This window comes from Nocardia sp. Tas62D01, assembly GCF_055232035.1.
Map to the genome: position 1 here is coordinate 8,213,268 of NZ_JBUYUZ010000001.1, position 19,315 is coordinate 8,232,582.

At 65.8% G+C, this 19,315-nt stretch carries 20 protein-coding genes and 1 pseudogene; 8 read left to right on the forward strand and 13 right to left on the reverse strand.

Translation table 11 applies throughout. The features are described 5' to 3' along the window. Nucleotides 1-41: 41 nt before the first annotated feature. Nucleotides 42-434: a transposase gene (locus ACV7NQ_RS39600; protein ID WP_463365998.1), complete on the reverse strand. Its 393-nt coding sequence runs from the start codon at nucleotides 432-434 to the stop codon at nucleotides 42-44. Between the two features lie 69 nt (nucleotides 435-503). On the opposite strand from ACV7NQ_RS39600, the gene ACV7NQ_RS39605 reads away from it, so the two are divergent. From ACV7NQ_RS39605 to ACV7NQ_RS39615, 3 genes are all read left to right on the forward strand, one after another. Then, on the forward strand, nucleotides 504-1,733 hold the full coding sequence (locus ACV7NQ_RS39605; RefSeq protein WP_463364196.1) for an ISAs1 family transposase: 1,230 nt from the start codon (nucleotides 504-506) through the stop codon (nucleotides 1,731-1,733). 637 nt (nucleotides 1,734-2,370) lie between these two features. Beyond that, nucleotides 2,371-3,426, forward strand: coding sequence for an acyl-CoA dehydrogenase family protein (locus tag ACV7NQ_RS39610; RefSeq protein ID WP_463364197.1), 1,056 nt, complete (start codon nucleotides 2,371-2,373; stop codon nucleotides 3,424-3,426). Continuing rightward, on the forward strand, nucleotides 3,420-4,601 hold the full coding sequence (locus ACV7NQ_RS39615; RefSeq protein ID WP_463364198.1) for an acyl-CoA dehydrogenase family protein: 1,182 nt from the start codon (nucleotides 3,420-3,422) through the stop codon (nucleotides 4,599-4,601). Before ACV7NQ_RS39610 ends, ACV7NQ_RS39615 begins: the two co-directional genes overlap by 7 nt. Nucleotides 4,602-4,913: 312 nt before the next feature. Here the strand turns inward: ACV7NQ_RS39615 and ACV7NQ_RS39620 are convergent. The 3 genes and pseudogenes from ACV7NQ_RS39620 to ACV7NQ_RS39630 all read right to left on the reverse strand — a co-directional run. Continuing rightward, nucleotides 4,914-5,039 (reverse strand): annotated as a pseudogene (locus ACV7NQ_RS39620) (IPT/TIG domain-containing protein); the annotation flags it as partial. 102 nt (nucleotides 5,040-5,141) lie between these two features. Further along, a complete protein-coding gene (locus tag ACV7NQ_RS39625; RefSeq protein ID WP_463359123.1) occupies nucleotides 5,142-5,384 on the reverse strand; it encodes an MbtH family protein in 243 nt (80 codons plus the stop codon). Nucleotides 5,385-6,239: 855 nt separating this feature from the next. After that, nucleotides 6,240-6,857 carry an IPT/TIG domain-containing protein gene (locus ACV7NQ_RS39630; protein ID WP_463364199.1) on the reverse strand — a complete coding sequence of 206 codons (618 nt, stop codon included), beginning with the start codon at nucleotides 6,855-6,857 and terminating at the stop codon, nucleotides 6,240-6,242. A gap of 771 nt (nucleotides 6,858-7,628) precedes the next feature. On the opposite strand from ACV7NQ_RS39630, the gene ACV7NQ_RS39635 reads away from it, so the two are divergent. Both ACV7NQ_RS39635 and ACV7NQ_RS39640 read left to right on the forward strand, forming a co-directional pair. Beyond that, entirely contained in the window at nucleotides 7,629-8,483 is an 855-nt protein-coding gene (locus ACV7NQ_RS39635) for a glycoside hydrolase domain-containing protein (protein WP_463364200.1), read from the forward strand. After that, nucleotides 8,483-8,848 (forward strand): hypothetical protein, encoded by a 366-nt coding sequence (locus tag ACV7NQ_RS39640; RefSeq protein ID WP_463364201.1) that lies wholly within the window; start codon nucleotides 8,483-8,485, stop codon nucleotides 8,846-8,848. The genes ACV7NQ_RS39635 and ACV7NQ_RS39640 overlap by 1 nt, the downstream gene beginning before the upstream one ends. A 343-nt stretch (nucleotides 8,849-9,191) precedes the next feature. Here the strand turns inward: ACV7NQ_RS39640 and ACV7NQ_RS39645 are convergent, their stop codons facing one another. Then, the gene (locus tag ACV7NQ_RS39645; protein ID WP_463364202.1) at nucleotides 9,192-9,806 is read right to left on the reverse strand and encodes a LuxR C-terminal-related transcriptional regulator; all 615 of its coding nucleotides are present in this window, start codon (nucleotides 9,804-9,806) and stop codon (nucleotides 9,192-9,194) included. A gap of 441 nt (nucleotides 9,807-10,247) precedes the next feature. Here ACV7NQ_RS39645 and ACV7NQ_RS39650 point away from each other — a divergent pair, with 441 nt between their 5' ends. The 3 genes from ACV7NQ_RS39650 to ACV7NQ_RS39660 all read left to right on the forward strand — a co-directional run bounded on the left by ACV7NQ_RS39650 (nucleotide 10,248) and on the right by ACV7NQ_RS39660 (nucleotide 10,996). Continuing rightward, entirely contained in the window at nucleotides 10,248-10,478 is a 231-nt protein-coding gene (locus ACV7NQ_RS39650; RefSeq protein ID WP_463364203.1) for a hypothetical protein, read from the forward strand. Nucleotides 10,479-10,710: 232 nt separating this feature from the next. Next, on the forward strand, nucleotides 10,711-10,881 hold the full coding sequence (locus ACV7NQ_RS39655) for a hypothetical protein (RefSeq protein WP_463364204.1): 171 nt from the start codon (nucleotides 10,711-10,713) through the stop codon (nucleotides 10,879-10,881). Beyond that, nucleotides 10,874-10,996 (forward strand): hypothetical protein, encoded by a 123-nt coding sequence (locus tag ACV7NQ_RS39660; RefSeq protein ID WP_463364205.1) that lies wholly within the window; start codon nucleotides 10,874-10,876, stop codon nucleotides 10,994-10,996. The genes ACV7NQ_RS39655 and ACV7NQ_RS39660 overlap by 8 nt, the downstream gene beginning before the upstream one ends. A 35-nt stretch (nucleotides 10,997-11,031) precedes the next feature. Here ACV7NQ_RS39660 and ACV7NQ_RS39665 read toward each other — a convergent pair whose 3' ends face one another. The 8 genes from ACV7NQ_RS39665 to ACV7NQ_RS39700 form a co-directional block, all read right to left on the reverse strand. Next, nucleotides 11,032-12,087: a DUF4185 domain-containing protein gene (locus tag ACV7NQ_RS39665; RefSeq protein WP_463364206.1), complete on the reverse strand. Its 1,056-nt coding sequence runs from the start codon at nucleotides 12,085-12,087 to the stop codon at nucleotides 11,032-11,034. Nucleotides 12,088-12,251: 164 nt separating this feature from the next. Then, complete coding sequence (locus ACV7NQ_RS39670; RefSeq protein WP_463364207.1) at nucleotides 12,252-13,994, reverse strand: beta strand repeat-containing protein; 1,743 nt, start codon at nucleotides 13,992-13,994, stop codon at nucleotides 12,252-12,254. A gap of 178 nt (nucleotides 13,995-14,172) precedes the next feature. Continuing rightward, on the reverse strand, nucleotides 14,173-14,916 hold the full coding sequence (locus ACV7NQ_RS39675) for an IPT/TIG domain-containing protein (RefSeq protein WP_463364208.1): 744 nt from the start codon (nucleotides 14,914-14,916) through the stop codon (nucleotides 14,173-14,175). Nucleotides 14,917-15,528: 612 nt separating this feature from the next. Further along, the gene (locus ACV7NQ_RS39680; RefSeq protein WP_463364209.1) at nucleotides 15,529-16,380 is read right to left on the reverse strand and encodes a YdeI/OmpD-associated family protein; all 852 of its coding nucleotides are present in this window, start codon (nucleotides 16,378-16,380) and stop codon (nucleotides 15,529-15,531) included. Next, nucleotides 16,377-16,742, reverse strand: coding sequence for a putative quinol monooxygenase (locus ACV7NQ_RS39685; protein WP_463364210.1), 366 nt, complete (start codon nucleotides 16,740-16,742; stop codon nucleotides 16,377-16,379). The genes ACV7NQ_RS39680 and ACV7NQ_RS39685 overlap by 4 nt, the downstream gene beginning before the upstream one ends. Nucleotides 16,743-16,909: 167 nt before the next feature. Further along, nucleotides 16,910-17,155: a carboxymuconolactone decarboxylase family protein gene (locus ACV7NQ_RS39690; protein WP_463364211.1), complete on the reverse strand. Its 246-nt coding sequence runs from the start codon at nucleotides 17,153-17,155 to the stop codon at nucleotides 16,910-16,912. 8 nt (nucleotides 17,156-17,163) lie between these two features. Next, nucleotides 17,164-17,385: a hypothetical protein gene (locus ACV7NQ_RS39695; protein WP_463364212.1), complete on the reverse strand. Its 222-nt coding sequence runs from the start codon at nucleotides 17,383-17,385 to the stop codon at nucleotides 17,164-17,166. A 273-nt stretch (nucleotides 17,386-17,658) separates the two neighbouring features. After that, nucleotides 17,659-18,198: a tetratricopeptide repeat protein gene (locus ACV7NQ_RS39700; protein ID WP_463364213.1), complete on the reverse strand. Its 540-nt coding sequence runs from the start codon at nucleotides 18,196-18,198 to the stop codon at nucleotides 17,659-17,661. Nucleotides 18,199-19,315: the final 1,117 nt, after the last annotated feature.

Genomic DNA, 19,315 nt, shown 5'->3' on the forward strand with positions numbered 1-19,315 from the left:
TTCTCCATCTAAAGATCTTTCGGTAATAAAGTGAGTTCTGGTCATAAGGAAAGTCCGGCATGGTCGAGGAAGTTGAAGCACAGGTCGTAGCTGCTGCCGACGCGTTCGAGACCGGCTTCGGCGGCGGCGTGGGCTTCGTCGATGGTGTCGGGGCGCAGGTTGGCCAGTTCGCTGGATTTTAGATTGCCCCAAACCATTTCGATGGGGTTGAGGTCGTAGGCGTAGCCGGGCAGGGGTTCGACGTGGCGCCAGTCGGCCTGGCCGGCGAGCCAGGCCTTCATGTCCTTGGAGCGGTGCGCCGACAATCCGTCCCAGATCAAGATGAGCGGCTCGCGGAAGTGGCGGCGCAGCTCGGGGTTCCCCAGGGCTCCGGCGTTGTCGGGGTCTAGGTCATGAGCTGCGGAAACCGGTTGCGCGACACGCCGGTTCGGGATGCGAGGCGGACACGGGCTTCTCGGTGACGATGAAGGTTCCTACGCCTGAATCGATTTCCGGAGTCGCCCGTGTCCGCTGGTCCAGTATCGCTTGCCGAGCCCGTGGTGGAGGTGTTGACCCGTCGGCGCGTCGAACCGGCACCGTCGCCGCTACCGCAGGACCGGGTGATCGAGCCGTGTTTGCTACAGATGTTGGGGACGGTGCCCGACCCCCGCGATCCACGCGGGGTCCGCTACCCGTTGACCGCGTTGTTGGCGATCATGATCCTGGCCACCGCGGCCGGGATGCGGTCGGTGGCCGGGATCGCCTGTTGGACCCGTACCGCGCCGACGGAAGTGTTGGCGCAGTTGGGCATCCGGGTCCGACGCCCGAGCGAGAAGACGTTGCGCACGATTATGGCCCGCCTCGACGCCGCCGACCTGGACCAACGGTTGGGCGACTACTTCGCCGGCATAGCCGCCACGGTCGACACCACTACGGAGCTGATGGCCGTCGCGCTGGACGGCAAGACCGTGAGAGGTGCACGGTTGGGTGGTGGCCGGGCACCGCACCTGGTGTCGATGTTCGCCCACCACACCCGCCTGGTCCTGGGCCAGTTGGCGGTCGCCTCGAAGACCAATGAGATCCCAACGGTCCGGAAATTACTGCAATTATTCAGTCGCACAACGCTTTTGGTGACCATCGATGCTATGCACACGCAGACCGCGACGGCGAAGCTGATCTGCGGAAAGCTGAAATCGCACTACCTGATGACCGTAAAATCCAACCAGCCCGGCCTGCTGACCCGCATCAAAGCCCAGCCCTGGGCCGCGGTGCCGGTGGTGTGCACCGACAGCGACGACAAGCCACGCCACGGCCGTATCGAGACCCGCACCTTCAAAGTCCTCACCGTGACACGAGGACTCGGGTTCCCCCACGCCCGCCAGATCATCGAAGTCACCCGTGAACGCGTCCTGGTCAGCACCGGCAAGCGGACCTTCGAGACCGTCTACGCCGTGTGCAGCCTGCCCTTCGAACACGCCACACCCAGGAAGATAGCCGAATGGTTGCGCCTACACTGGGGAATCGAGAATTCGGTCCACTGGGTCCGTGATGTCACCTACGGCGAAGACCTCAGCACTCTGCGCACCGGCCATGCTCCCCAAGTCGCGGCCACGCTCAGAAACACCGCGATGAACCTCCACCGTCTCGACGGAGCCACCAACATCGCCGAGGCCTGCCGCACCACCGCGTTCAGCCCAGATAGAGGCATACACCTGCTAATGAAACCAAAAAACAGCTGGTCAGAAGCAGCTTAAGCGACAACGCCGGAGCCCTGCGGGGTTCCCGTAGAATTCGCCGAATTTCGGGCGGATATGACGCGGCTCGGATCATCGGATGTCAATCCGAAGTCTCAGGGCCCGCTGGACAGGCGTCAGGAAATACCTGGTGGGCGGCCTATTCTGACGCACTTCGAATGCCCGCTGGATGTGACGCCGAGGTAGACCCGAGCGCCACACCTTTCAGCGCGAAAGACCGCCTCTGACCAGCATTTCCGTTGTTTTTTCCGCCGATGCTACGGCGACCCCCACACTCGCCATCGACCGGCTCGACCCCTTGTTGACGAAGCTGTCGCCGAATTGTTGCTAGAAGCGATTCTGATGTTCCGGATCCGATCCCGGCCCCGCGGAGCAGCGTCCGCCAACTGACGGGGGGTGCGGCATCGGCAGGCGCTCGCCGAACTCGCCGAACTCGCCGAACTCACCTAACTCGCCGACGCGCCTACCGGTGTTGCTGGCGCTCAGGAGCGTAATGTGGCGAAAAACTTACTGCTCACGCACTGTTTATTGGTTGCTGGTGGTGCCGAGGAAATCCTGTTGACTGTTGCCCGTGAGCGGGTTCTCGGATTACTGCGCGAGTCGTACATCCGTCCACACCTCGATCGGGAGCATTGAATTGGACTTCACCAGGGATGACAGCCAGAATGCTGTCGCTGAAGTTGTCGTAAGTTTGCTGGAACGTGATAGCGCCCGCGATATCGCGCTGTGGCCCCAGATCATCGGCAGCGGGTTGCTGTCGGTGGCCCTGCCGGAACGCTACGGCGGAGAGGGTCTGGGACTGCTCGAGGTCTCCGCCATGTTGACAGAGTTAGCCACCGACGCCGTCCAGGTGCCGGCGCTGGCGACGCTCGGCTTCGGGGCGCTGCCGCTGGTGCGAATCGCCCCGGAGGCCTTGGCAGAGAAGGTGTTTCCGGCCGTCGCCGAGGGTGCGGTGCTCACCGCGGCGCTCAACGAACCGGGTGCGCCGTTCGCCGTGAAGCCGGAGACCACCGCGGTCACCGATGGCGGCACAGTACGGATCAGCGGTCACAAGGTCGGCGTGCCATACGCGGACCTGGCCGGGTGGATTCTGGTGCCGACCGATTCCGGGCTCGCCGTCGTGGATGCGGAGGTGCCGGGTATCGGCCGCGTCAAGAGCCCGTCCTCGACCGGAGTGCCGGAATTCTCGCTGTATTTCAACGATGTGGTGATCCCGGCAGAGCAACTGTTGCCCGGCGGTATCCCGGAACTGCACCGGTTGGCGCTGGCATCGATCGGTTCGGTGGCCGATGGGCTGTTGAAGGGCGTGCTGACGCTGACCGCCGAACATGTGCGCACCCAGCATCAGTTCGGACGGCCCCTCGCGCAATTTCAGGCGGCGTCCCAGCTGATCGCCGACATCTACGTCATCTCACGCACCCTGCACGCGATCACGCTGTCGGCGAATTGGGCGCTGGCGCAAGAGGACGACAGCCCCGAGCATCGCGAGCGCGTCGACGACGACCTCGAGGTGCTGGCCTACGAGGTCGCCTCGGCGCTGCCCACGGCCATGCAGAAGTGCCATCACCTGCACGGCGGCATCGGTGTGGACATGACCCATCCACTGCATCGCTACTACTCACAGGCCAAGGACATCGCCCGCTGGCTCGGTGGCGCGTCGTTCCGGCTGGGTCAATTGGGGGCCAGTTGCTAATCGACCTAACCGTCGAACAGCGCCGGCTACGCGATGAATTGCGTTCGTACTTCGCCGATCTCGTCACTCCTGACGAGGAAGCCGAGATGGCGGTGAACCGGTACGGCGACGCCTACCGCGCGGTGGTGCGGCGCATGGGCCGCGACGGCCGGCTCTGTGTGGGCTGGCCGAAGAAGTTCGGCGGGCAGGGCTTCGGGCCGGTCGAACAGCAGATCTTCTACAACGAGGCGGCCCGGGCCGATGTGCCGCTGCCGCTGGTGACGCTGATGACGGTCGGACCTACTCTGCAGCAGTTCGGCACCGAGGAGCAGAAGCAGAAGTTTCTGCCCGCGATTCTGTCCGGCGATGCGCATTTCGCCATCGGCAACTCCGAGCCGGAGGCCGGGACCGACCTGGCGGCGCTGCGGACCAGCGCGGTGCGCGACGCGAGCGGCGACTGGGTCGTCAATGGGCAGAAGATCTTCACCACCGGCGCGCACGAGGCCGACTACGTGTGGCTGGCCTGCCGCACCGGCACGGTCGAGTCCCTGCACCACGGCATCACGATCCTGATCGTGGACACCACGGATCCGGGCTACTCGTGGATGCCGATCATCACCTGCGACGGCGCCCATCACATCAACGCGGCGTATTTCGACAACGTCCGGGTGCCCGCGAACATGCTCGTCGGCGAGGAGAACGGCGGCTGGAAGCTGATCACCACCCAGCTCAACCACGAGCGGGTGAGCCTGGGCCCGTCCGGCAAGATCGAGCAGCTCTACGACCGGGTGCGCGAGTGGGCGCACCGGCGAGGAGCGTTGGGTGAGGCCGACGTGCGGCGATCGCTGGGCCGCATGCACGCCATGGTCCGGCTCAACGAGCTGCTCAACTGGCAGGTCGCCGCGATCTCGGAAAATGAGGCCAGCGATCCCGCGGGCGTCATCGCGGATGCCGCGGCCACGAAGGTGTTCTCCACCGAGGCGCTGCAGGAGGCGGGCCTGCTCGCGGAGGAGATCGTCGGCTGCTACGGCGATCCCGCCGAGCCCGAGACCGCCGACTTGCTGGTCTGGCTGGATCGGCGCACCAAGCAGAACCTGGTGGTGACCTACGGCGGCGGCGGTGTCAACGAGATCATGCGCGAACTGATCGCTACCGCCGGGCTGAAGCTGCCGCGCGCACCGAGACAAAAGTACTGAGTGACGGGTGGTTGGGATAGGGGCTAGTGGCCAGGCGGTGTGTGGTGGTGGCGTGACAGAGGCCCGCAGCGATCCTGCGCCGGAAGGACGCACCCGCATCACCCCTGCGTCGTCAAACGCGCACACCGTGCCGAGGGCCACGTCGACCGCAACACCTACCACAGCACGATCGACGTCGAGATCCGCAACGGCAGTTGACAACTGAACTACTAACGGCGAGACCTCGAGGTTGATGATCGAGCTAGATGGCAGGCGGGAGAAGTCGGGCGTAGATTTGCGCGGCGCTGGTCCCGCCGGGAGTACTGACGGTGACATTGACGGTCCGGCGACCCCGGGTGGGGCGTCGGCAACGATGTGGTTGTCGGACATGGTGGTGAACGCCGTGGGTGGCGTGCCGAACAGCACCGCGGTCGTCTGGGCGAGGTTGGTGCCGGTCACGGTGACGGTGTTCTCCCAGAGGCGGGTCCCTGGTTTCCTTAAATCCGATGCGAGCGATTAGCTCAGGCCGAACCGCTACTGCGCACTATCCGATACCGCAGGTCAGGACTGGACGGCCTGCCGTACCGCGGCGTCGGCGACCATTGCATCGCGCAGACTCTTCGGCCGCATATCCGTCCAGTTTTTCTCGACGTACTCGACGCAGGCGGTCCGGCTGTCCTCGCCGAACACGACTCTCCACCCGTCCGGGATCTCGGCAAAGGTCGGCCACAGGGAAAGCTGCTCCTCGTCGTTGACCAGAACGAAGAACCGGCCGGTTTCGTCGTCGAAGGGATTGGTGCTCATTTCACCTCACTGGTTACTCGCACTGTGTATCGAGAGAAAACGCTCGTAATCCGTCTAACCCGGATCGAATCTCCCGAGCGTTATCGACCTTAGCAAACTACCCGTTACAGGAGGGCGTGGTCACCTCGGGCCCGGAAGAGATCGAGCAGGATCTAGTTCACTGCGTCCGGCCGCTTCCAGGTCCCGCGATGCTTGGCATCGGGCGCTATCGGTCAGCGTGCAGCTCGCCGCGACCGGCGGGCGGTACCCGCACGCCAATGTCGCCCATCGCGGTACCAATGTCGGCAGGGCGGCGGAGGTTCGGCACACGATGACAACCGACACGACAAGAAAATTCCGGGCTACTTGGCGCTTGTTGAGCGCATCGCCCATGACCGCACGGTGAACGAGGTCGTCAATGCTGCGCAGCAGGTCCTCGATCGTCTGGTCGTTGGTCGGGGTTGGCGGAAGGGGCGCGACCGCCGTGGCGGAGCTCATCGATCTTGCGGGCAGCGATCTCCATCTCGGCTTCCGCTATCCCAGCCAGCGCACCGGCGCAGCCGCTGACTCGGGATGTTCCCAGCACACGCCTGTAGCAGGACTCTGCGCGTGTCAGCAGCATGATTCGCACCCCGGCCGGTGATCGGAGTTTCCGTCCGCTTAGCGCCGGATTTCACGACTTCGGTCTTCCCGACAGTTAAAACGCCTGGCCGGAGGCGGTTTCATTCGGCTAGCGCCGGATTCCGGGTGCCTGGACCTCAACCCCCAGATCGCCAGCGAATTCAGCGCACCCGCACCCGCATCACACGATTGTCCACGGCCAGCCACAGGCTGGCCGGGGACGACACGCGAATAATTCAGTAGTCCTCCTGAGGCTTAAACCGTGACACCGAATGCGCCGGTGGCGACGGTGGCGACCAAGGTGGGGCTACCGCCGCCGATGGGCGCCGACACCACCCTCAGGTTGCCGCTGTCGGTGATGAACAGGGTGCTACCGGAAACGGCGACACCGATAGGGCCCGACAGACCGGTCGTCACCAGGGGGGTTACCGGGCCGCCGGTTGCCGGCACCGACACCACCCTGTTGGCCCCGAATTCGGCGATATAGAGGGTGTTACCGACGCGGGCGAGACCCATAGGCGCATTCAGGCCGGTCACCACGGGGGTTGCTATGCCACCGGTTGCCGGCATCGAATACACCGTGCCGGGGTTGACGCCATCGCTGGCATAGACGAGGCCGGGGCCATAGATGTAGGGCAGCGGGTTGCTCGTGCCGTCCAGATTTGCAGTGACGGTGACGTTCACCGTGCCCGTCCCAGGCGGGGCGATGGCCGTGATCTGGGTATTGGAGTCGATGGTGAATGTGGTTGCCGTCGTGCCGAACCGCACGGTCAACGGACCGACACCGCTGAAACCGGAGCCGGTGATCACCACAGAGTTGAAACCCGCGACGGGCCCCGAACTGGGTGTAAGGGTAGTGATAACAGGTGCCATGGGTCTACCGCCAAACGGTGAGAGGGTGAAAGGGGTTATCCTGCAGCGGATGCCGATCTTGTCGTGACACCGCTATATCCAGTAACCCTCCAGCCGAGGCACTTCGGCAATGAACCCCCGGATCCATCTTCGGATGAACCTGGATCCGGACCGATCGGTCAAAGCAGTTGCGGGCCGGGTGGGTCCGGGAGGGATCGGATTCAGCCCCCGAGGGGCTCCGCTACGTCGGCGCGCTGAGTCGCGCCGAGCTTCTCCAGGATGTTGTGCACCGATCGGTTCGCCCGACGATCACGGCGATCGCATGGCTACCCAAGCCGATAGCGATGTGATCGGCGACCTCCAACTCGCGCGCGGTCAGCCGCGAGCGCGCAATCGATTGTCGGCAAGAGTGGCGACTCGATGCATCAGCCCCGCCTCGATCACCGCACGCGGAAGCAAGACCGGTCGGTTATTCGGTTGTCTCGCAACAGCTTCCCGTCATCAGCCTGTTCGGGCCTTGGTGCCGGATTATCAGCTTTCGCCAGATCAGGCCGAACGGTCCGGATCTGGGTTCATCCGAAGATGGATCCGGGGACTCATTGCCCGGGTACCGGTGTCGGGGCGTTACTGAATGTAGCCACCCCATCACAAGAGTCGGCACCCCACGGTGCAGAGGACCGATATGACCCGGTCCCACGGTCAAGCCCGTACGGGCCCACCAATGTGGGAACCCATCGACGGGGGCCTGCTGTTGCCGGCGGGCGGCTACACCGACGTCATTGGAGGACGCTCATGCCCAGAGGTCTTGATTACGCGGGGGGCCGCCCCAACCCCGCCGCCATCGCCGCGGCCGGATACAGCTTTGTCTGCCGCTATCTGACCGACGGGGGCCCGAATCTCCCAGGCAAGCTGCTGCTGCCCGCCGAGGCCGCCGCATTGCGTGCCAACGGCATCGACATCGTCTCCAACTGGGAAACCACCGCCGACGCCGCACTCGGCGGCTACCCCCGGGGCATCACCGACGCGGAAGCCGCCCTCGCTCGAGTGATCGCCTGCGGCGGATCACCGAGCCGACCCATCTACTTCTCGGTCGATTTCGACGCGACCCCGGAACAACAGGACACCATCAACGCCTACCTCACCGGTGCCGGGTCCGTGATCGGCGTCGCGCACACCGGCATCTACGCAGGCTATTGGCCGTTGTCGCGCGCCCTCGATGCCGGTGTCGCGAAATGGGGCTGGCAGACCGAGGCATGGTCGGGCGGCAACCTCGACCCGCGAGCGCGGATCATCCAGCGCAACAGCCTGGGCTACGAAACCGTCGACGGCGTCCAATGCGACATCAACGAAGCCACCGTCAGCGACTACGGCCAATGGTCGGTGACCGAACCCAAAGAGGACACCATGCCCAACACGCTGCCGCCCGACTGGCTCAACGCCACGGTCCCAACCCAATACAACGCCCAGGGCCAGTTGGTGGCGCCCGACGGCAGCAACGGCCCGAACGTGCCGATGCCGGTATGGCAACTGCTGTCATGGCTGGACGGCCGCGTCGCCCGCGCCGAAGGAGCCTTATCCGCCCTGCAGAGCCAGAACGCGACCCTCATCACCCTTGTCAACCGGCTCGTCGCGAAAGTGGGTGCGTAATGATCCGGATCACCCCCTACTACAAGGCCGCCGTCACCGGGGTAGGCGAAATGATCACCACCACAACCGCGATCATCGCGCTGATCAGTCTCGCGCCCACGCAGTACCACGGTGTCGCTGTCGGCCTGTCGGTCCTGCTCGCGGTCCTCGGCATCGCCAAAACCGCCCTCATCCGGCACATGAGGGACGAACTGCTCCTCGAGGGAATTACCGCGACCCGCGATACCGCACCTGTGATCGACGCGATCCACAATGCCGCGATCGCGATCACCCGGCTTACGCAGGTGACGCCGACGACATCGCCCACACAACCGCCCGGTCTCCAGCCGGGACCCGGCGCACAGCCGAGCAAATCCGACGAGTGATTCCCATACGGCACCGATACAGCCGAGCCATCCCCGGTCACGTTGATGACCGGTGCTCGAATGCCCCGCCACCTGCCCCTGCAGATCGGTGATCTGTTCACGGAGGGTGATCAGCACATGGATCGGCGCCCGCGTGGTGGCCGCGTACGCGGTGTCGATCACTGGGTCTCGGCCGGCACCAAGAGCCACCCGGCCGACGTGCACGTGCCGGCCGACATGGTGCGCACCGACGCCCACCAGTTGGGCAACCGCCGTGAAAGATCGTCGACCACGGCCAGACATCATGCGGGACAACTGATTACGACACACCGAAAACCAAATAACAACGCCGTGAGGCATGGTCTCAGAGCGACAGGTGCTCCGTTACGTCTGCGCGCTGGGTCGCGCCGAGTTTTGCCAGGATGTGGTGCACATGATTCTTTACGGTGCACAACTCGATTCCCAAGCGCGTGGCGATCGCACGGTTGCTCAGGCCGAGCGCGATGTGATCGGCGACCTCCAACTCGCGCGCGGTCAGCCGCGGGCGGTGGAGGCGATGGTCGTTGGCGAGAGTGGCGACTCGACGCATCAGCCCGGCCGCGATAACCGGTGAGCACAGCGTTTCTCCCTGTGCCACATGCCATACCACCGCAATGAGATCCTCGATGGATCCTTCGCGCGGGACGTATCCGATCACCCCTGATTCCGCACAGGCGAGGACACTCTGCTCGGTTTCGGGGAGCGCGAGAGCCACTATCTTGATCTCTGGCAATTCTCTGGAGAATAGGCGTGCGGCCGCCGAACTGCTCACCGCGGACATGTCCAACAGGAGGATATGCGGAACGACTCGATGAGCGAGACGGAGTCCGTCGACGACCTGCTCGCACGTGGCGACCTCCTCGATGCCGCCGAGCGCGGACAGCACCGACGCCACCCCCTCGCGGTACAGCCGGATCGGCGCGACGATGACTATCCGCAAGGAAAATTCTCCGCATCGGCGAACGGCGTGCGTCTCTTTGAACATTGCCAACCTCCCCCCAGCCGTCCCTCCGCGCGGAGCCTGCTTCCCATTCTCGCGCGCTAGCCGCAGGTCAACGAGGCTGCGGCGGGCGGACATCCATGGGACAACCGCATGACCGCCAGCAACCGGCCGGGAACCCATGGGCGTCGAATCAGGTGTCATGTCCAGAGAATGTTGGCGAGGTCCAGAGATAGTTGGCCAGTGCGTGGCGAAGTCCAGGGGTAGTTGGCGGGGGTATGGGTATGTCCGCATGGCGGCCGGGGTTGGCGTGCAACGTCTTCTCGCGGGAGGCGAAGGCGTCGAAAAGCGCGAGGCCGGAGTCGCGCGGCAGCGAGGCCGCCCGCACCTCAAAGGCAAACTCCGCGAATACATTTCGCTTTAACCACAGGGATGTCCCTCATGGCCAGCACCACCCCTCCGCCGATGCCCGCCGAGGCCGAAGCCTTCCTCGAAGCCCGGATCAACAACGGCATGTGGCCCGGCGTACGCGAGACCGGCGGGCACCTGGCGCGTCTGCTCGCCGAGGCGCAGGCCAAACTGGCACTGCTCATCCCGTACCGCCAGGCTCGCGACCGCTTCGACGAGGTTTGCGACATCTACGGCCACATCAGCGTCAGCCCAATGCAATAGGTCGAAGCCAGCGAACGCGAGAACGCGTTGCGGGCAGCGCTGTCTCTCACCCTGAGCGTCTACCGCAACGATCCCGACTACGACGCCACCCGGACCAAACACCTGCACCAAAATCCCTGAGCAGCAACGACATAGGTGATCCCTTCAGCCGTCTACGGCTGGTGACGCGCTCCTGACCGGCAGGTCCGCCGCGGGTTCGGCTACGCCATATACGCCCGATTAAGGCCAGCTGGTGGCGCCCGACGGCAGCAGCGGCCCGAACGTGCCGATGCCGGTATGGCAACTGCTGTCATGGCTGGACGGCCGCGTCGCCCGCGCCGAAGGAGCCTTATCCGCCGTGGAGGGCCAGAACGCGACCCTCATCACCCTTCTCAACCGGCTCGTCGCGAAAATGGGTGCGTAATGATCCCTTCCTTGCCGCACTCACCGGACCCGGCCGGGTATGGCTGCAGTCATTGACCATCAGCAACCTCGCCCACGCGCTGACGCCGTACCTTCCTCAACCCGACGGCGCCTGATCCATGCCGTGTAGCCGAGCTTGATGTCGGCACGGCTATGGGGTGATGCCGTCGAATTGCATGACCCAGTAGGGGTTGTTCGTGGTGGTGTTCCATTGCGAGACATACAGGGTCACGTCGGTGGGTGAGGTGGAGCGGGGGTGGATGTAGCCGCCGTAGAGTTGCGGGAAGGAGCGGACCCAGAACTGCCACCACGGTAAGGCGCCGTGGATCTGTTGTCTCGGATTGGTCCATACCTGGTCGATCGTCGCTGCGGTGCGGGTGGAGATGCAGTAGCCGTCGACGTCGAAGTAGGACATGACCCAGGTGCCAGCAATGTTTTTCACACTCAGCTCCCCGATGGGTCCCATCCCCGCGAACAACGGGGTGGGGGTCGGGTTGCCCCACTGCCAGGCCGATCCGTCGTAGCCCCAGTACTGGTAGTCGGTGCGGGTGGCGAGCTGCTGCCAAGGCACGCGCATCAGGATCGGCCCGTCCTGGTTGTGGGCGCGCCCCCATTCCTTGGACACGATGTACAGGTAGCCGTCGCTGTTGTTGTTGCCGATGCCCGCGAAGGACTGCATCATGAACGGGCTCCAGCCGTCGTAGCCGTCGCTGCCGTCGTTGCGCCACACTGCCGCGTAATCCGTCCAGGTGGTGCCGTCGTCGTCGGAGTAGGCGAGCCCGCAGAACAGCGCCCCGTACTGGTCGTCGGAGGCGTTCGAGTCGTGGACGCTGGTGTAGGTCAACCAGGTGCGCCCGTTCGGGTCGACGAAGGCGTCGTTGGGGATGCGGGTGACCTCGATCCCGTAGCCGTTGTCGGCGTTGTGGGTGTAGGTGAGAGCCTGTTTTGCCTGCGCCCCGCCGGAGGCGCCGGTGAAAGTGGTGGTGGTGTCCGGGATGTTGGGGCTGAACAGCAGGATCGGCGAGCCGAGCCAGGTGCCGGAGCCTTGGCTGTCGCTGGTGAAGGTGTCGCCGAACACGAATCCGGACCGGCCTGGTCCGAAGTGGCTGCGGTCGTAGGGGATGCCGAGGTCGGCTCCGCCTACCCCGAACTGCTGTGCGGTACTTCCGCTGTACCCGTTGATCGCCGTGCCCCAATGTCTCGACATCGCCGAGGTCCTCCCTGCTCATGCTTTCGTTCGTTACTGGTGTGCCTGGGCGAGCGATCATTGTCACCGGGCCGACGGCCGGCGTTACCGCTGGCGCGTCGGACGGGACCGGTGCCGCAGTTCCGAGATCGACAACAGAGACGTCCGCCGGTCGCATGGTCGGATCAGATGGTGGGTGGGGGGACGCGGGTGTAGATCGCCGCTGTGCTGGTGCCACCGGGGGTGGCGACGGTGACATTGGTCGGTCCGGCGGCTCCGGGAGGGGTGTCGGCGACGATCTGGCTGTCGGAGACGACGGTGAACGCTGCGGGCGTGGTGCCGAACAGCACGGTGGAGGTTTGGGCGAGGTTGTTGCCGGTCACGGTGACGGTGTTGCCACCGGAGGTAGGTCCCTGGTTCGGGCTCAGACCTGTGATGGTCGGTGCCATCAGGTAGGTGTAGGAGACTCCGTTGCTCGTCCCGCCCGGGGTGGTGACGGTGACAGCGACCGTCCCGGCGGCTCCTGGAGGGGCTGTGACGGTGATCTGGGCGTCGGAGACCACCGTGAATACGCCGGCGGCGGTGGCACCGAACCGTACCGTGGTGGCCGCGAGCAGGTGCGCGCCGGTGACGGTGACGGTGTTCCCGCCCGCGAGCGGACCCGAGCCGGGGGCGACGCCGGTGAGGGCGGGAACGCTGAGGTAGAAGTAGGAGCTGGCCAGGGTGCTGGTGCCGCCCGCGGTGGCGACGGTGACATTCACAGCCCCGGCGATACCCGGGGGGACCACGGCGGTGATCTGTGTGGCCGAGACGATGGTGAATGAGGTGGCTGCGGTGGCGCCGAAGGTGACCGAGGTGGCGCCGGTGAGGTTGGCGCCGGTGAGGGTGACGGTGTTCGAGCCCGAGGTGGGTCCTTGGTTGGGACTGACGCCGCTCAGCGAAGGCACCGCGGCGTAGGTGTAGGGGACTCCGTTGCTGGTGCCGCCGGGGGTGGTGGCGGTGACCTGCAACGTACCGGCCCCTGGTGGGGCGGTGGCGGTGATCTGCGTGGCCGACACGACAGTGAACGAGACGGCCGTAGTGCCGAACCGGACCGCGGTGGCGGTGGACAGGCCCGTACCGGTGAGGGTGACCGTGGTGCCCCCGGCCGCGGGACCCGAGCTCGGACTGACCGAGGTCAGGGCAGGGACCGCGACGTAGGTGTAGGAGACGCCGTTGCTGGTCCCGCCCGGGGTGGTGGCGGTGACCTGCACCGTGCCGGCCCCGGCAGGGGCGACGGCCGTGATCTGCGTGCTGGAGTTGACGGTGAACGAGGTCGCGGCGTTGGCACCGAAGGTGACCGCGTTTGCGCCGGTGAGGTTGGTGCCGGTGAGGGTGACCGTGGTGCCCCCGGCTGCCGGTCCTGAACTGGGGCCGACCGAGGTGAGGGCGGGGGCGGGGATGTAGGTGTAGGAGACGCCGTTGCTGGTCCCGCCCGGGGTGGTGGCGGTGACCTGCACCGTGCCGGCCCCGGCAGGGGCGACGGCCGTGATCTGCGTGCTGGAGTTCACGGTGAACGAGGCCGCCGCGGTGGCGCCGAAGGTCACCGCGGTGGCGCCGGTGAGGTTGGCGCCGGTGAGGGTGACGGTGTTCGCGCCCGAGGTGGGTCCTTGGTTGGGACTCGCACCGCTCACCGAAGGCACCCCGGCATAGGTGTAGGAGACCCCGTTGCTCGTACCAGCCGTGGTGATGACGGTGACCTGCACCGTACCGGCCCCGGGAGGGGCGATGGCCGTGATCTGCGTGGTGGAGTCGACCGTGAAAGTTGTTGCCACCGTGCCGAACCGCACGGTGGTCACAAAAGTGAACCCTGTGCCGGTGACCGTGACATTGTTGTTCCCCGCAGCGGGCCCCGAGGTCGGGGACAGGGAAGTGATGGTAGGGGCCACGAACATGCTCCTTCGAGAGCGGGCCACATTCCCGGTCCGACCGTGGGCAGGGTGTTTGGCAGGGGCAGAGTGCGGTGCTGACGGGGATGCGGCCCCGGGCAGGGGAGCAAGGAGCTTGCCTGCCCGGGGCCGGGTGGGGCGTCATCCGGTGGCCGGCGTCGCCGGCCCCGACGACCGGTCAGATACCAGGTCCAGCGACATAGGTGAAGGCGCCGGCCTCGGTGACGCTGCCCCCGCTGGTGGTGACCACGATGTCGACCGCGCCAGCGGTTCCCGGCGGGGTGACCGCGGAGATCGACGTGTCGGAGAGGACCGAGAACGGCGCCGCGACACCGCCGAACGTGACCGACTGGGTAGTCGTCAGACTGGTGCCGGGGATGGTCACCGCAGTGCCACCGGACGCCGGACCGGCGGCCGGGGACGGGGTGGCGATGGTCGGCGCATCGACGTAGGTGTAGGACAGGCCGTTGTTGGTGCCACCCGCGGTGGTGACACTGACACCCACCGACCCGGCCGCCGTACCCGCCGGCACGACCACGGTCAACTGGCTGTCGTTGACCACAGTCGGGGTCACGGACGCGGCACCGAAGTTCACCGCGGTGGCGGTGGACAGACCAGTCCCGGTGATGGTGACCGTGCTACCGCCCGCGGTGACACCGGCAACCGGGGACAGGGTGGCCTTGAACGGTGCCCCGACATAGAAGAACGACAGCGGGTTGCTGGTCCCTCCCGCAGTGGTCACGGTCACCGCGACCGTACCCGCCCCGGACGGCGAGACAGCCGTGACCGATGTAGGCGTATCAGCGGTGATAGTCGCCGACTTGGAACCGAAGTGCACCGCGGTGGCACCGCCGAGGTTCGTGCCGGTGATCGTGACGGTGGTCCCGCCTCCGGTCGACCCCTGGTTGGGAGAAATAGGCATGACGCTGCCTCCTTGTTGAAATGGTGAAGCAGGCACGACGAACCGAGACCAGACACATGCGCCACCGACAATGACGGAGATTCTCTGGTGGAGTCCTCAGCCGATACGGTCGCGTCCCGGTCACATCGTTCCTCTTCACCTGGGTGCCGACTCCCTGATGGTGCGGCTCAATCCAGTAACGCCCCTACACCGGTACCCGAGCAATGAGTCCCCCGATCCGTTTTCGAGTGAACCCAGGCCCGGACCGGGCGGTGGAATCACATGGAAAGCGGTGCCGGAGAGAGATCTGATTCAGGTGCCGAAATGTTCCGTTATGACTGCGTGTTGAGTCGCGCCGAGCATCGACGGGCTCTGCAGCTTCCACTTGCCCGACCTCGGCGCAGCGCATCGCCCGCTACGCGGGAGTTCCGGCGCCATCGATGGCGGCCGCGGTGGCTTCCCGTGCGCCGTCGGCCCTCAACCCCGGCTGACCAGCACCAACCCGTACCGCGAGTAGAGCGGCCACGATCAAGGCCAGGGCGAATGACCTCGGGAACAGCTGGCTACTTTGTAACCGCCGATAGCAAGCGAGATGTGAGCCTTACCGACGGCCAGAGGCCCCAGTGACCGCCCTTATTCGCCCGCGCTCTCGCCTTTACCCTTACCTTTGCCTTTGCCCCCACCCTTGCCCTCGTTCCCGGTACCGCCCGCGCTGCCGCCATCGTCGGAACGCGGCGGCGCAGAGGGCCCGAAGACCTGCACGGGTTCGACAGCACCGGCCTGATTCCGGAAGTCGATGCCCGTGCCCGTGGCACCACTTCCGGGGGTCGGCTCCCCCGCCTGCCCTTCTCCCGGTCCCGGGTCCAGCGCCTGGGCGGTGGCGACGCCTGCGGACAGGAAGACGGACAGGATGCCGACCGCGGCGGCGGTCGCGATTTCGAACTGGGCGATGCGGCGGGTCCGGGTGTCGGCGCGTTTGGCGCTGCTGACCCGGTAGATGACGGAGTGACGGTTCTGCGCGGTCAGGATGTCGAACATGGCCTGTGCCTGGGGTTCGGCGGCCAACGCAGCGGCCAGGTCGTCCGGCACCTCGGCGCTGGTCTGCCCGGCGTAGGCGGCGTCCCAGCGGCCGTCGGCCTTGGCGCGCTCGACCTCGGCCATGCCGGCCGGGTGCATCCGGCCGGCGGTGATCAGTTGGTTGACGAGAGCGACGTTGCGTACCGACCACGGGCTGCGGGGGCGGCGGGGTGTGAAGCATCGGTGATAAGTGGTTTCGTCGCGGCGTCGTAGCTGGCCGTCGATCCAGCCGTGGCAGAGTGCGTCTTCGAGCGCCTGGTCGTAGGTGAGGCTGGTGGGTTGGATCGTGCCCTGCTTGGCGAGCACCAGCCATACTCCGGGTGAGCTGTCGTGGTGTGCGTCGAGCCATTCCCGCCATGCGCCGGCGTCGGCGATGACCAACTCGGGCAGTTGATCGCTGGTGGTCACGTGGCCTCCGCAGTGTTCGACTCCGATCCCGGCTTGCGGTCGGAGATCGTGAGCCCGATCCCGCCCAGGGGGACCAGGTCGATGCGGTGCGGCCGGTCGGTGAGCATGGCCAGCACGTCGGCGATGTTCACCCCGTCGCCGGTGGCGGTACGGGCCGCGTCTGCGGCGGCAGCGTCGGCCCACATCTCCACGACGGAGACCGTGTCCGGATCGGCGCGGTCCTGGCTTATCGGGTACGCCTCGCAGCCGGGGAAGTCGCGCAGGCCGTTGGCGACCGTGACCAGGGCAGCCGCGAGGTCGTTGCCTCGTCCTGGTCGTGCGGTCATGGTCATCAGTCGACCCACCTTGGTCGCGGTCGTCATCGGGACTCCTCGGTCAGATGCTGGTGCAGAACCCCCCGCCGAAGGTGGGAGCCCAGGACGGGGGCCTGCCGGAAGTGGCGCTGGATCGGTCAGCGGTGGAGCTGACCGATCACGTCCTTCGCCACGTCGACCACTGCGGCCTCTGGACGGATGACGCCAGCACGCCCTCACCAGGTCTTGCCGGCCTGCTCCCGGATCGTGTGGTTGATCCGGTTGAAGAAGTTGGTGATTGCGATGTTCAGGATGATCGCGGACATCTGGTTCTCGTCGAAGTGGGTGGCAGCAGCGTCCCAGATCTCGTCGGTCACTCCCGGCGAGCCGTCCTGGATCCGGGTGGCGGCCTCGGTCAGCGCGAGCGCTGCCCGCTCCTCCTCGGTGAAGAACGGGGTCTCGCGCCAAGGCGGCCGGATCATCAGGATCATCAACAACGGAGATTGGCCTGCACACCGCTGGAGTGGTGCAACCACAGCATCGGCGGCAACATCTCTACGAGCTGGTCTGGTGGCGCAGCGCCGAGCATGGTCGCGATGATCTGCGGCGGGATCCCCAACTGACCAGTGGCGTACCCATTGCTGTGTGCGCCTGCCCGGCCGTTCGATCGGCGTGCGCGGTCTTTCGGCTTGCGCCCCTTGGACTTCGGCATCGGCGAGTCATCCCCCTCCATGTCAGCCTGGCATAGGTAACAAGTATGGCCCCGGACACCGCGTCGGCTGGGCGCTCCACCCCGCCGGACTCCGACACCCCGGTACGGTCGCGTGCCGCGATCGACCGGCTCATCGCCCGCCGCGACATCCACCTGCGCGGGAAGACCCTGTGGTGGAGGCTGTACGAAACCTGCACCCGCGCAGACGAACTGCTCCAGGTCAGAGGGGCAAGCACTGATAGCGCAATCGCGCCTCACGGTTTTCCGGACAGGCTAATTGTCGATTTCCTGGTCTGGCGTCTGCTGTTGAACTGTGATCAGCAGGCTCTGTTGGTGGATGAGGTCACCGCGGGTCCGCAGGGTTTCCTCGTGCTCCGGGCCGAGCACTCGGTTGCGCGTGTCGAGCAGTTGCTGGAAGTCGGCGGCGGCGCCCTCGTGGTCTCCGGCGGATGCCCGGGTGTCGGCCAGCATGTCCAGTGTTCGAAGGGTGTCCGGGTTGTCGGGTCCAAACACGCGTGCTCGCCCGTCGTGCACCTGCTGGTAATCGGCGATGGCTGCGATGTAGTCACCCATCAGGGCGCGGGAGGTGGCCAGGTTGGAAAGCGTGATCAGCGTCTCCTCGTGATCGGCACCGAGGATGCGTACTCGGGCGGCATGCAGTTGCTCGTAGCCGGTGGCCGCCCCGGCGAAATCGCGGTGGTCGAACTGGAATTCGGTCAGTCGGCGCAGGCTGGTCAGGGTGTCACGATGATCGGCCCCCAGCACGCGAGTCTGGTCGGCGATCAGCTGCTCGTAGTCCGAAACGATGCTCACCCGATCCACGGTACGACCGGAAAGGCAATTTGCTCAGCGCTTTTCGGCACGGGATGGCGCACCCAGAATCTGCCGCTGGGCAGTAAGGTCCTGCTCGTCGGTAGAGCAGCGAGCGTAGCCGACGAGGGTTGCGGTCACACGGGAAGCGTACGGTAGGCGTCCCCTCAGCGGACACCCTTAGGGGTCCCGGTAGTAATCGCCGAAAAAACAACGGATATAGGCGTTGTCGCCGGTCAGGGGGTCGAGGAGCAAATCCGCCCGATCCGGCGCTAAGGAGTTACCGCACATAGCAGCGCACTATGCGCGGGTGACTCGAATGGTCGACCTGGCACTTTGGCCCGGCCTGGACTGGTTGACTCTGGAAACTATGCGCGGTACCGGCCACGCCAGGGGGCGGCCCGACAGCAAACGCCCAGTTCGATTCGCGCTACCGCCGGATTCCGCGCGGCTGCTCCTCGACCCCCGGGGCGAGGGCGAGTCGAAACTCGCCAGTGGTGCTCGGCGCAGGCGCTCTCTCGCTGGAGCGAGCGGCCCGCCTAGATCGGCAGCATCGGTCAGCTGGCGCGCGGGTACAGCAGCTGCTCATCCTCGGCCGCCGCGCACCCCACGGAGACCTGTGTCTGCGTGGTCCTAGTGCACGGAAACACCCGAGGGCCTCTACATCCTGTCGATTCCGGCAAATGACACCGCACATGGTCGCCGACCGTGTGGTCAATGATCGATCGGCGACGCGGTGATCGACCACATCTACGGTGTGGTCGGACCAGGTCAGCGGCGGATTTCAGCCGTTTCCGACGGCGCTCAAACGACTCGGTCGGCGCTCACGCTGCCTTCTACGCCAGTAGGAGTGCTGAGAGGTCTGTCTGGGCCCAAAAGGTAGAGGCGACAGGCCCGTTCGGGGACGTCCCCCGGTCGCGGCCGTTTCGGTGGCTGGCCGACCGGTTCGCCGAGATCGCCGACCGAACCCACCGGATCATGCTCCCGAACGACTACCTGACCTGGCGGTTTGCGCGGCGGTACTGCGCGCCGACGACATCGATTTCAGCTATGGCTAGGGCTTTGCGGGGGGCGGACCATCCTGATGCCCGCCGAGATCGAAGGGACTCTATCTAAAGCC